14 protein-coding genes are annotated in these 12,454 nt (G+C 71.5%); all 14 read left to right on the plus strand.

Going from position 1 to position 12,454, the window contains the following annotated elements; translation table 11 throughout:
* Nucleotides 1-24 precede the first annotated feature (24 nt).
* The 14 genes from MHY30_RS06765 to lgt all read left to right on the plus strand — a co-directional run bounded on the left by MHY30_RS06765 (nt 25) and on the right by lgt (nt 12,412).
* Nucleotides 25-2,007 (plus strand): primosomal protein N', encoded by a 1,983-nt coding sequence (locus MHY30_RS06765; RefSeq protein WP_239276113.1) that lies wholly within the window; start codon nt 25-27, stop codon nt 2,005-2,007.
* A gap of 49 nt (nt 2,008-2,056) precedes the next feature.
* Nucleotides 2,057-2,974, plus strand: coding sequence for a methionyl-tRNA formyltransferase (fmt, locus tag MHY30_RS06770; protein WP_239276114.1), 918 nt, complete (start codon nt 2,057-2,059; stop codon nt 2,972-2,974).
* Between the two features lie 2 nt (nt 2,975-2,976).
* Complete coding sequence (locus MHY30_RS06775; RefSeq protein WP_239276115.1) at nt 2,977-4,344, plus strand: RsmB/NOP family class I SAM-dependent RNA methyltransferase; 1,368 nt, start codon at nt 2,977-2,979, stop codon at nt 4,342-4,344.
* Nucleotides 4,345-4,443: 99 nt separating this feature from the next.
* On the plus strand, nt 4,444-5,103 hold the full coding sequence (rpe, locus tag MHY30_RS06780) for a ribulose-phosphate 3-epimerase (RefSeq protein WP_308192650.1): 660 nt from the start codon (nt 4,444-4,446) through the stop codon (nt 5,101-5,103).
* Nucleotides 5,104-5,313: 210 nt separating this feature from the next.
* Complete coding sequence (locus MHY30_RS06785; RefSeq protein ID WP_239276116.1) at nt 5,314-5,577, plus strand: phosphoribosyl-ATP diphosphatase; 264 nt, start codon at nt 5,314-5,316, stop codon at nt 5,575-5,577.
* Nucleotides 5,578-5,623: 46 nt separating this feature from the next.
* Nucleotides 5,624-6,466, plus strand: a complete 843-nt coding sequence (gene hisG, locus MHY30_RS06790; RefSeq protein ID WP_239276117.1) for an ATP phosphoribosyltransferase — start codon at nt 5,624-5,626, stop codon at nt 6,464-6,466.
* Nucleotides 6,466-7,230, plus strand: coding sequence for an imidazole glycerol phosphate synthase subunit HisF (hisF, locus tag MHY30_RS06795; RefSeq protein ID WP_239276118.1), 765 nt, complete (start codon nt 6,466-6,468; stop codon nt 7,228-7,230). Before hisG ends, hisF begins: the two co-directional genes overlap by 1 nt.
* Complete coding sequence (hisI, locus tag MHY30_RS06800) at nt 7,227-7,574, plus strand: phosphoribosyl-AMP cyclohydrolase (protein WP_239276119.1); 348 nt, start codon at nt 7,227-7,229, stop codon at nt 7,572-7,574. The genes hisF and hisI overlap by 4 nt, the downstream gene beginning before the upstream one ends.
* The gene (locus MHY30_RS06805) at nt 7,574-8,161 is read left to right on the plus strand and encodes a Trp biosynthesis-associated membrane protein (protein WP_239276120.1); all 588 of its coding nucleotides are present in this window, start codon (nt 7,574-7,576) and stop codon (nt 8,159-8,161) included. The genes hisI and MHY30_RS06805 overlap by 1 nt, the downstream gene beginning before the upstream one ends.
* A gap of 107 nt (nt 8,162-8,268) precedes the next feature.
* A complete protein-coding gene (locus MHY30_RS06810; protein WP_239276121.1) occupies nt 8,269-8,499 on the plus strand; it encodes a DUF6704 family protein in 231 nt (76 codons plus the stop codon).
* A gap of 2 nt (nt 8,500-8,501) precedes the next feature.
* The gene (gene trpC, locus MHY30_RS06815) at nt 8,502-9,278 is read left to right on the plus strand and encodes an indole-3-glycerol phosphate synthase TrpC (RefSeq protein ID WP_239276122.1); all 777 of its coding nucleotides are present in this window, start codon (nt 8,502-8,504) and stop codon (nt 9,276-9,278) included.
* Between the two features lie 5 nt (nt 9,279-9,283).
* On the plus strand, nt 9,284-10,609 hold the full coding sequence (gene trpB, locus MHY30_RS06820; RefSeq protein WP_239276162.1) for a tryptophan synthase subunit beta: 1,326 nt from the start codon (nt 9,284-9,286) through the stop codon (nt 10,607-10,609).
* Entirely contained in the window at nt 10,606-11,397 is a 792-nt protein-coding gene (trpA, locus tag MHY30_RS06825) for a tryptophan synthase subunit alpha (protein ID WP_239276123.1), read from the plus strand. Before trpB ends, trpA begins: the two co-directional genes overlap by 4 nt.
* Before the next feature lie 10 nt (nt 11,398-11,407).
* Nucleotides 11,408-12,412, plus strand: coding sequence for a prolipoprotein diacylglyceryl transferase (gene lgt / locus MHY30_RS06830; RefSeq protein ID WP_239276124.1), 1,005 nt, complete (start codon nt 11,408-11,410; stop codon nt 12,410-12,412).
* Nucleotides 12,413-12,454: the final 42 nt, after the last annotated feature.

The following is a 12,454-nucleotide window of genomic DNA, read 5'->3' on the forward strand; positions in this document are numbered from 1 at the left end:
TCGGCGCAGGAGCGGAGACGGCGCATGAGCGCCCGGCGCGTGGCGCGCGTGCAGCTGGACTCCCCGGTGCCGCAGCTCGACCGGCTGTTCGACTACGCCATCCCGCATCCCCTCGTGTCCGAGGTCGTGCCCGGAGTGCGCGTCAAGGTGCCGCTGCGTTCCGCGGGCCGCATGATGGAGGCCTACGTCATCGAGGTCGTGGCCGACGACGGCACCGAGCGACCGCTGTCGTCCATCGAGGCGGTCGTCTCGTCGATGCCGGTGCTGCCCGAACGGCTGTTCACGCTCGCCCGGCGCGTCGCCGACCGTGCCGCCGGCTCGGTGAGCGACGTGCTGCGGCTCGCGGTGCCCAAGCGCATGGTGCGTGCCGAGAAGGCTTGGCTGGCCGCCGCACCACCCGAGGCTCCGGTCGTCGTCGAGGCCGCGCGCGTCCGGGCCGACGCCGTGCTCGCTCCCTATGCGGGACTCGTCGACACGCTCGATGACGGCGGACGTGTCGCGGTGGACGCCCCACCGCATCCCTCGGGCGATCAGCCCCGCGGAGCATGGGCGGATCTTCTCGCCGCCGCCGCCGTGCACACGCTCGCACGGGGCAGGAGTGCGGTGCTCGTGGTGCCGGATTACCGCGATCAAGCGCAGCTCATGGCGGCGCTGTCCGAGCTGGTCCCCGACGATGCGGTCGTGCGCGATGACGCCGACCAGTCGGGTCCCGCGCGCTACGCACAGTACCTGCGCACCCTCGCGCCGGTGCCGGTGATCGTGGTGGGCCGGCGCTCCGCCGTGTACGCACCGGCGCACGACACCGGCCTCGTCGCCATCTGGGACGACGGGGACTCGCTGCTGGCCGAGCCTCTGGCTCCCGGCGTCCATGCGCGCGACGCGGCGCTGGTGCGGCAAGAGCTCGAGGGATCGGCGCTGGTGTTCGCCGGGCACACCCGCACCACCGACGTGCAACGCCTGGTCGACGTGGGTTACGTGCGCGAGTCCGCGCCGAAGCGACGCACGAGCCCCCGGGTGGTGCTCAGCGCGACGAGGGAGGGCGAACCACGCACCGCGCGCGTGCCTTCGTCGGCGTTCGCGGCGGCGCGCGAGGCACTGGCCCACGGTCCTGTCCTCGTGCAGGTCGCCCGTCCCGGGTATGCGCCGTCTCTGGTGTGCGCGGACTGCCGTCGGCCGGCCCGCTGCGCGCACTGCGCCGGCCCGTTGCGCGCCGCCCGCCCCGGAGCGACGCCGGTGTGCGCCTGGTGCGGACGCAGCGCTCACGCGTGGACCTGCGGACACTGCGGGTCGGTCAAGCTGCGCATGGCCTCATCCGGCAGCGAACGCACCGCCGACGAACTGGGTCGTGCCTTCCCGAACACGCGCGTGATCGTCGCCGACGGCACGCATCCGGTGGCCGAAGTGGATGCCGCTCCGGCCCTGGTGATCGCCACGCGCGGCGCCGAGCCCCTCGCGCGCGGCGGGTACCGCGCGGTGATCCTGCTCGATGGCGATCGCATGCTGCAGAACGAGGCCCTCCGCATCGGCGAGAGCTGCCTGCGCTGGTGGTCGAACGCGGCCGCCCTGGCCGCGCCCGGGGCGCCGGTCCATCTCGTGGGCGTCGCGGGCCCCGTCGCGCGCGCGCTCGCGACGTGGACGCAGCCCGCCTACGCCCGCGCCGAGCTCGTCGACCGGGCACCGCTGCGCATGCCGCCGGCCGTCCGGGTCGCGAGCGTCGAGGGACACGCCCGAAGCGTCGATGCACTGCTCACCGAACTGCGCGAGGCCGTACCGGATCTCGATGCACTCGCCGTTCTCGGTCCCGTCGACACCTCCGCACCCCCCGACACCCCGACGTCGCGCGCCCTGGTGCGATTCGACTACGCGCACGGACGCGCCGTGGCCGAGGCCCTGCGCGCGGGTGTCATCGCCGACGCCCTCCGCGCGCGGAAGTCGACGAAGGACAAGGGTCCGAGGCCTCGCAATACACTCAGAGTGCGGCTCGATCTCCCCGAGCCCGACCTCTGAGCGCCGTCTTCCGGTCCCACCCACCCGCATCCGAAGCGTGAGGAGAACCATGCGCCTCGTCTTCGCCGGCACCCCCGCCGTCGCCGTCCCCTCTCTGCGCGCCCTGGCGAGCGGTCCGCACGAGATCGCCGCGGTGGTCACCCGGTCCGACGCGCCGCTCGGTCGCAAGCGGGTGCTGACGCCGTCGCCGACCGCGCAGGCCGCCGAGGAGCTCGGCATCCCGATCATCAAGGCCGACCGTCTGGATGCCGACGCCACCGCCCGCATCACCGCGCTCGAGCCCGAACTGGGCGTCATCGTGGCGTACGGGGGGCTCGTGCGCGAGCCGCTGCTGTCGGCGCCCGCGCACGGCTGGATCAACCTGCACTTCTCGCTCCTTCCACGGTGGCGTGGTGCGGCACCGGTGCAGCGCGCGCTGATCGCCGGCGATCGCGAGACCGGAGCGAGCGTGTTCCAGCTCGTCGCTGAACTGGATGCCGGCGACGTCTACGCCGAGGAACGCTTCACGGTTCCCGAGAACGCCACCGCGGGGGAGGTCCTCGACGCCCTCGCCGATCTCGGCGCACCGCTGCTCGCCCGCGTCGTGGACACGATCGCCGACGGCTCGGCGGTCGCGACGCCGCAGGGCGGCGACGCCACCCTCGCCCCGAAGCTGACCTTGGCCGACGGTGCACTCGACTTCACTCAGGATGCCGCGACCCTGCGGGCGCGCATCGCCGGGGTCACGCCCGAACCCGGTGCGCACACCACTCTCGACGGCGCACGTCTGAAAGTGCTACGCGCCTCGGCGAGCGCGGCGGATCCGATCTCACCGGGCCGGGTCGTGGCATCCGGCCGAGAGATCCTGGTCGGAACCGCCACCGCGCCGCTGCGCCTGGAGACCGTGCAGCCCGCCGGCAAGGGCGCCATGGCCGCGGGCGACTGGTTCCGTGGCCTGCGCACGAGCGAACCGGTGCTGGGATCGTGAGCGTGCAAGGGGCGCGCGCGGTCGCCTACGACGTCCTGCGCGCGGTCACGACAGATGAGGCGTACGCCAATCTTCTGCTGCCGCACGCGATCGACCGGGCGAAGCTGGATGCCAAGGACGCCGGTCTCGCCACCGAACTGACGTACGGCACCCTGCGGCGCCGTGGCACCTACGACGCCATCATCGCGGCGGCCGCCGATCGCACCGTCGACCGCATCGATCCGCCGGTGCTCGACGCGCTGCGCCTCGGGGTGCATCAGCTGCTGTCGACGCGGGTGGCCTCGCACGCCGCCGTCAACGAGTCGGTCGAGCTCGCCCGCCGCCACGGTGGCGGGCGCGGAGCCGCGGGGTTCACCAACGCCGTTCTGCGCCGCGTGTCCCGTGAGACCCCCGGGCATTGGATGGAGCGGATCACCGACGCGGCGCGCAGCGACGACGAGCGACTGGGTCTGCGCAGCGCGCACCCCGTCTGGATCGTGCGGGCACTTCGCCGCGCGCTGGCCGCCGAAGGACGCGCCGACGAGCTCGACACGCTCCTCGTGGCCGACAACGACGCACCCCGCGTGGCGATGGTCGCTCTTCCCGGACTCGCCGACATCCCCGACGACGCCAAGCACGCGCGCTACGCCCCGACAGCGTTCTTCACGCGCGGCGGCGACCCCGACGCCCTCATCCGCAGCACCGAGGGACGCATCCGTGTCCAGGACGAAGGGTCGCAGCTCGCGGCTCTGGCGCTCAGCCGCGTGCGTCCCGTCGTCGCGGGGGAGAGGTGGCTCGATCTGTGCGCCGGCCCCGGCGGCAAGACGGCGCTCCTGGCGGCCGAGGCCCTCGCCGCGGGCGCCCACCTCGACGCCAACGAGATCGCGCCCGCTCGTGCGGGGCTGGTCCGTCGGGCCGTGGCATCCGTTCCGCTCGAGGTCGAGGTCACGGAGGAGGACGGACGCGACCGCGCTGCCCGCGCGCCGGGGACGTACGACCGCATCCTGGTCGACGCGCCCTGCACGGGGATCGGGGCCCTGCGCCGTCGACCCGAGGCGCGGTGGCGCAAGACCCCGGCCGATGTTCCCGACCTCACCGCGCTGCAGCTCGAACTCGTGCGGGCGGGGCTCGGCGCGCTCGCGCCCGGCGGCGTGCTGGCGTACGTGACGTGCTCCCCGCACCTCGCGGAGACGGCGGGCGTCCTCGCCGAGGTGCGCCGCGAATTCGGCAGCACCATCGAGGAGCTCGACGCGCGCGCCGTCGTGCGCGACATCGCCGGAGCCGACATCGACCTCCCGCCTCAGTCCGACGGCTCCTTGCGCGCGCAGCTGTGGCCGCACCGCCACGGGACGGACGCCATGTCGATCGCCCTCCTGCGTCGCCTCCCCTGAAGCGCGAGTCGCCACGATTTGTCGCCTCGCCGGGCTCGGCGGCGACAAATCGTGGCGACTCGCGCAGGGCGGCTCGGACCCGACGCGGATAATGGAGCCGTGCCCCGCATCAATCCGAGCATCCTCGCCGCCGACTTCGTGAACATGCAGACGGAGCTCGCCCGCATCGCCGGCGCGGACTTCGTGCACGTCGATGTCATGGACAACCATTTCGTACCGAATCTGACGTTCGGTCCGCAAATGGTGGGCCGCATCCAGGAGACGAGCCCCGTACCACTGGACGTCCACCTCATGATCGACGACCCCGATCGGTGGGCCCCCGAGTACGCCGAGCTGGGTGCGGCATCCGTCACCTTCCACCTCGAAGCCGCGGCATCCCCCGTGTCGTTGGCCCGCACACTCCGGTCGATCGGCGCGCGCGCCGGTGTCGCCGTGAAGCCCGCCACCCCCGTGGAGAACCTGTTCGAGGTGCTGAACGAGTTCGACCAGATCCTCGTCATGACGGTCGAGCCGGGGTTCGGGGGCCAGTCCTTCATGCCCGAGACGATGCCCAAGCTCCGCGCGCTCGCCGACGAGGCCCGGCGCCGGGGCTCCAGCGTGTGGCTGCAGGTCGACGGCGGGATCGGCGAATCCACCATCGCTCAGGCCGCCGAGGCGGGAGCCGACACGTTCGTCGCGGGGTCGGCGGTGTTCGGCGCCGATGATCCCGACCGCGCGATCCAGTCGCTCCGCTCCCTCGCCGCCCGGCACGCGCACTGACCCGGTCCTACGCCGCCCCGTCGCACGCATAAACGCGATCCACGCGTAGAAACACGCTGCCCTCGCGTTTATGCGCGCCGATCGCGTTTATGCCTCGCCACACCCCGCGCAGCGTTCACGCGCCGCCGCGCCCCCGCGCGACGCACGCGCCGCCGCGCCCCGCGCAGGGCCCCGGCATCTCGACCCCCGCCCAGCCGATACCCTAGAAGCGTGAAGACCTTCGACGACCTGTTCGCCGAGCTGAGCGCCAAGGCCGTCGAACGCCCCGCCGGCTCCGGCACCGTCGCCCAGCTCGATGCGGGCGTGCACGCCATCGGCAAGAAGATCGTCGAGGAAGCCGCCGAGGTGTGGATGGCTGCCGAGTATGAGTCCGACGAGGCCGCCGCCGAAGAGATCTCGCAGCTGCTCTACCACCTGCAGACGCTCATGCTCGCGAAGGGCCTGACGCTCGAGGACGTCTACCGACATCTCTGAGCCGCTGTCTCCCATCCGACGCTCACGAACCACGAAAGCCCCCGTCATGTTGCGAATCGCCGTGCCGAACAAGGGGTCGCTCGCCGAAACCGCCGCCGAGATGCTCTCGGAGGCCGGATACACCGGACGACGCGACTCGAAAGACCTGTACACCGTCGACCCCGTCAACGAGGTCGAGTTCTTCTATCTCCGTCCTCGTGACATCGCGACCTACGTCGGCTCGGGCGCCCTCGATGTCGGCATCACGGGCCGCGACCTGCTGCTCGATGCCCGCATGCCGGGTGCCCGCGAGATCGAGTCGCTCGGCTTCGCCGGGTCGACCTTCCGCTTCGCCGGACGCCCCGGCCGTTTCACCGACGTCGAAGACCTCGAGGGTCTGCGCGTGGCGACGGCCTATCCGGGGCTGGTCGACGCGTTCCTCGACGAGCGCGGGATTGCCGTCGACATCGTGCCGCTGGACGGCGCCGTCGAGTCCGCGGTGCAACTGGGCGTCGCGGATGCCGTCGCCGACGTCGTCTCGACCGGCACGACGCTGCGTCAGGCAGGGCTCGAGATCTTCGGCCCCGTGCTCCTCGAGTCCGACGCGGTGCTCATCGCCGGCCCGAAGGATGCCGAGGGCACCGAGACGCTTCTGCGGCGCCTGCGGGGCGTTCTGGCCGCACGCAAGTACGTCCTCATCGACTACGACCTGCCGACGGCGCTCATCGACCAGGCGATCGCCGTCGCCCCCGGGCTGGAGTCGCCGACGATCTCGCCGCTCCGCGACCCCGAGTGGGTCGCCGTGCGCGTCATGAGTCCCCGCCGCGACGTCAACCGTGTCATGGACGAGCTGTACGCCATCGGGGCCCGCGCCATCCTCGTGACCGAGATCCTCGCCGCGAGGCTCTGATGACGCTCGCGCGCCGCATCATCCCGTGCCTCGACGTCGCCGCCGGCCGCGTCGTGAAGGGCGTGAACTTCCTCGACCTGCGCGACATGGGCGACCCCGTGGAGCTGGCGAAGCTCTACTTCGAGCAGGGCGCGGACGAGATCACGTTCCTCGACGTCACCGCGACCGTCGACGAGCGCGCCACCACCTACGACGTCGTCCGGCGCACCGCCGAGCAGGTGTTCATCCCGCTGACGGTCGGCGGGGGAGTCCGTTCCACGGAGGACGTCGCCCGTTTACTCTCCGTCGGCGCCGACAAGATCGGCGTCAACTCGGCAGCGATCGCCCGCCCGGCGCTGATCGATGAGATCGCCGACCGCTTCGGCGCGCAGGTCATCGTGCTCTCGCTCGACATCAAGCGCGCGGCATCCACCCCCTCCGGCTTCGTCGTGACGACCCACGGCGGCCGCACCGAGACGACGCTCGACGCCCTCGAGTGGGCGCGCGAGGCCGTCGAGCGCGGGGCCGGCGAGCTGCTGGTGAACTCGATCGACGCCGACGGCACCAAGCAGGGCTTCGACCTCGAGCTCGTGCGTCTCATGCGCCAGGTCGCGGCGGTCCCGGTCATCGCCTCGGGCGGCGCGGGAGCGCTGGAGCACTTCGCCCCGGCCGTCGCCGCCGGGGCCGACGCCGTGCTCGCGGCATCCGTGTTCCACTCCGGTCAGCTCACGGTCGGCCAGGTCAAGGACGCGATGGCCGCCGAGGGCATCGAGGTGCGCCGATGAACGTCGAGGCCGTCGAGCGCGTCACGTACGACGCCCAAGGACTCGTGACGGCGGTCGTCCAGCAGTTCGACTCGCGCGAGGTGCTCATGGTGGGGTGGATGGATGCCGAGGCCCTGCGCCGCACGCTGACCACCGGCCGGGTGACGTTCTGGTCGCGCTCGCGTCAGGAGTATTGGCGCAAGGGCGATACCTCGGGTCACATCCAGATCGTGAAGGGCGCACGCCTGGATTGCGACGGCGACACCCTGCTCATCGAGGTGGACCAGGTGGGCGCCGCGTGCCACACGGGCGACCACACGTGCTTCGACGCCACCGATCTCGAGCCCGTGGTGGGGCAGAGCTGATGCGTCGAGCGCGCTCGCTCGCCGTCGTCGGCATGCTGGGAGTCGGCGCCGTGAGCGTGATCTCCTCCACCCAGACGTGGATCGACGTCACCCTGTCCGACGGCGCGCAGCAGCCCCTCGCGGTGGCCGGGTCCGACGCCATCCCGGTACTCACCCCATTGAGCCTGGCCGTGCTCGCGCTCGCGGCCGCACTCTCGATCGTCGGTCCCGTCATGCGCTACATCCTCGCCGCCCTCGCCCTGGCGATCGCCGGCATCGTCGGCGTCGCGACCGCACAGCTGCTCTTCACGATGCCGGTGTCCGCGACTGCCGCGACCGTCGCCGAGGCCACCGGCATCTCCGGCGGGGATGCCGCCGCCGATCTCGTCGCATCGATGGCGCTGACCCCGTGGCCGGCCGTGACGCTTCTCGCGCAGATCCTCCTCGCGGCGGCTGCGGCCTTCACGCTGGTCACCGCCCGCCGGTGGCAGGGGAGCGCGGGGCGCAAGTACCGCACCGCTGCGGAGGCCCCCGCCGATGGATCGCGGCCGCACGACGCGATCGACTCGTGGGACGACCTGTCGCGCGGCGACGACCCCACCGCCTGATCGACGCTTCCGTCGACGTCGAAGCGTCGGCGCGGGTCGCGCCCGGTCGGTTCGATAGACTGGATCGACGCTGTTCCCCGCGCCCGCGCGCGACTCGAAGGAGATCCATGAGCAACCCCATCGGCGATCCCGGCCACGGACACTCGCCCGCTGCCTGGACGGCCGTGATCATCATGCTCCTCGCCGTCGCCATCGGCACGGTGTTCTTCTACCTCGAGATGCCGGTGCTGGTCTGGGCCTCGGTCGGCCTCCTCGTGGTGGGCGCGATCGTGGGCTGGATCATGACCAAGGCCGGCTACGGCGCGAACGGCGCGAAGTCCAACCCGAAGGCGCACTGACCGTGCTGGCCGACCTCACGGCCGGAGCGGTAGAAGACGCCGAGCAGCGCGCCGCGTCGCGTCCGCTCTCCGCGGTGGAGCGGGATGCCGTCGCTCAGGCCCCCGCGCGTGACGCCGTGGCGATGCTCGCCCCCGCCGACCGGGTGAAGATCATCGCCGAGGTCAAGCGTGCGAGTCCTTCGCGCGGCGATCTGGCGAGCATCCCCGATCCGGCCCGGCAGGCGCGGCTCTACGAGGAGGGCGGGGCGTCCGCGATCTCGGTGCTCACCGAGGGGCGGAAGTTCAAGGGCAGCCTGGCCGATCTCGAGGCGGTGCGCGCCGCCGTGTCGGTGCCGGTTCTCCGCAAGGACTTCATCGCGACGCCGTATCAGGTGCTCGAGGCCCGCGCGTCCGGGGCCGACCTGGTGCTTCTCATCGTCGCGGCCCTCGACCAGAAGACGCTGCGCGAGCTGTACCAGCTGACGACGGAGCTCGGCATGGCCGCTCTCGTCGAAACCCATTCCGCCGACGAGCTCGAGCGAGCCGCCGACCTCGGCGCGAAACTCATCGGCGTCAACGCGCGCGATCTCTCCACGTTCGAGCTCGATCGCGATCTCTTCGGCCGCCTCGCCGACCGGTTCCCCGCGGATGCCGTCAAGATCGCCGAGTCCGCCGTCCTCGCCCCGGCCGACGTCGCGCATTACCGCGGCGCCGGAGCCGACGTCGTTCTCGTCGGCGAAGCGCTCGTGACCGGCGATCCCGTCGCGACCCTGCGCGCCTTCCTCCAGGAGACTGCATGACCACCGTGAGCCTGCGCGACCAGAAGGGACCGTTCTTCGGCGACTTCGGCGGCCGCTACATGCCCGAATCGCTGATCGCCGCGATCGACGAGCTCACCGAGGTGTGGGAGTCGGCCATGGCCGACCCGGCGTTCCTCGACGAGCTGAAGACGCTCCTGCACGACTACGCCGGCCGGCCCTCCGTCCTCACCGAGGTGCCGCGCTTCGCCGAGCACGCGGGCGGCGCCCGTGTCTTCCTCAAGCGGGAAGACCTCAACCACACCGGCTCGCACAAGATCAACAACGTCCTCGGACAGGCTCTGCTCACCAAACGCCTCGGCAAGACCCGCGTCATCGCCGAGACGGGTGCCGGGCAGCACGGTGTCGCCACCGCGACGGCGGCCGCTCTGTTCGGTCTCGACTGCGTGATCTACATGGGCGAGGTCGACACCGAGCGTCAGGCCCTGAACGTGGCACGCATGCGCCTGCTCGGTGCCGAGGTCGTCCCGGTGACCACGGGCTCGCGGACGCTCAAGGACGCCATCAACGAGGCGTACCGAGACTGGGTGTCGACGGTCGAGACGACGAACTACATCTTCGGCACCGCCGCCGGACCGCACCCGTTCCCCGCCATGGTCAGGGACTTCCAGAAGGTCATCGGGGAAGAGACCCGCGCGCAGTTCCTCGAGCGGCTCGGTCGCCTGCCCGACGCGGTCTTCGCGTGCGTGGGCGGCGGATCGAACGCGATCGGCATGTTCGACGCCTTCCTCGACGACGAGGGCGTCGCGCTCTACGGCGTCGAGGCCGCCGGTGACGGCGTCGACACCCCGAAGCACGCCGCTTCGATCGAGCGCGGGCGTCCCGGGGTCCTCCACGGCGCCCGCACGTACGTGCTGCAGGACGAGGACGGCCAGACGACCGAGTCGCACTCGATCTCGGCGGGTCTCGATTACCCCGGCGTCGGTCCGGAGCACGCGTGGCTGGCGGACATCGGGCGCGCGCAGTACATCCCCGCGACCGACGATGAGGCGATGCAGGCCCTGCGCCTGCTGTCGCGCACCGAGGGCATCATCCCCGCGATCGAGTCCGCTCACGCGCTGGCCGGCGCCCTGCGCATCGGCCGAGAGCTCGGCCCGGATGCCATCATCGCGGTGAACCTCTCCGGTCGCGGCGACAAGGACATGGACACCGCGGCCCGGTACTTCTCCCTCTACGACGCGGAGCACGCACCGGCGCCCGAGGGACGACCGGCCCAGACCGCGGGCGCCGAGGCCGTGGCATCCGCTCCCGGCTCGCCCGTCGAGGTCACGCCCGCCCCGGACGCCGCGAGCGGTGCGGGGGTCGAACTGTGACCTCGCGCGTCTCCGCGGCGATCGACGCGGCGCACGCCGCCGGACGCGGCGCCCTCGTCGGCTACCTGCCGGCCGGTTTCCCCGACGTGTCCACGAGCATCGAGGCGGCGGTGGCACTGGCCGAGTCCGGCGCCGACGTCATCGAACTGGGACCGCCGTACAGCGATCCCGTGATGGACGGTCTGGTCATCCAGGAGGCGACCCAGACGGCGCTGGCCAACGGTTTCCGAATGCGCGATCTCTTCACGATCATCCGCGAGGTGACCGCGCGCACCGACGTGCCGGTGCTCGTGATGACGTACTGGAACCTCGTCGAGCAGTACGGCGTCGACCGGTACGCCGACGACCTCGCGGCGGCCGGTGGTGCGGGGCTCATCACGCCCGACATCACCCCCGACGCCGCGTCGGCGTGGATCGCCGTGAGCGAGCGCACGGGCCTCGACCGCGTGTTCCTCGCCGCCCCCACGTCCACCGACGAGCGTCTCGACATGATCGTCCGCGCGTCGACGGGGTTCGTCTACACCGTCTCGACGATGGGCATCACGGGGGAGCGGACACAGCTGGATGCCGCTGCCCGCGGCCTCGTCGCGCGTTTGCGCGAGCACGGGGCCGCTCACTCGTGCGTCGGTATCGGCATCTCCAACGCGGAGCAGGTCGCCGGCGTCATCGAGTACGCCGACGGCGCGATCGTGGGAACGGCGCTGGTGAAGGCACTGCGCGACGGTGGTGTGCCGGCGCTGCGCGAGCTCGCGTCCGAGCTGTCGGCGGGCACGACACGGCGCGCCTAGACTCGACTGCATGACGTTCGCCCTCTCGAGCGCTGCCGCCGGCGCGCTCGCCAGCATCCCGAGCCCTTCGATCTCGTACATCGACCTCGGACCCCTGCGCATCCACTTCTACGCCCTCTGCATCATCGCGGGCATCATCGTGGCCGTGTTCTTGACGAACGCGCGTCTGACGCGACGTGGGGCCGAGAAGTGGGTCGTCATCGACATCTGCTTGCTGGCGGTGCCGCTCGCGATCGTGTTCGCGCGGATCTACCACGTGGTCACCCACCTCGGGTTCTACTTCGGGCCCGGATCGAATCCGTGGAACCCCCTGGAGCCCGGGTCCGTCTGGGCGATCTGGGAGGGCGGCATCGCCATCTACGGCGCGCTGATCGGCGGTGCGATCGGTGCGTACCTCGGCTGCCGCTGGACCGGCATCCGCTTCTGGACCTTCGCGGACGCGCTGGCCCCGGGCCTCATCATCGCCCAGGCGATGGGACGCTTCGGCAACTGGTTCAACCAGGAGCTCTTCGGCCAGCCGACCGACCTCCCGTGGGGCCTCGAGATCGACCGGCCGAACCCGGCCATCCCCGTCGGGCTGCCATCCGACACGCTTTTCCAGCCGACTTTCCTCTACGAAGTGATCTGGAACCTCCTCGGCGCCGCGGTCATCCTGTGGGCCGGCAAGCGCTTCACGCTGCAGTGGGGGAAGCAGTTCGCGCTCTACCTCGTCTGGTACAGCGCGGGCCGGATCGTCTGGGAATCCATCCGTATCGACCCGAGCGACATCATCCTCGGGCTTCGCACGAACGTGTGGGCGGCGATCTTCGGAGTCGTGCTCGGACTCGTCATCTTCGTCGTGCAGTCTCGTCGCCACCTGGGGCTTGAGCCGTCGCCGTACATGCCCGGGCGCGAGTCGAAGGCTCCGGGGGCTGTAGAATCGACCGACCCCACTGACTTCGTCGACGTGAGCGAGCCGCCCGCGACGAACGACACCGTCGGCACCAGCGCCACAAGCAGCCTCGCCACGAAGTAACTCCCTGGGCCGACGTCGTCCCATTCGCAGCATCAACGTGAG

The organism is Microbacterium sp. ACRRU (assembly GCF_022346945.1).
GTDB classification, from domain to species: Bacteria; Actinomycetota; Actinomycetes; order Actinomycetales; family Microbacteriaceae; genus Microbacterium; species Microbacterium mcarthurae.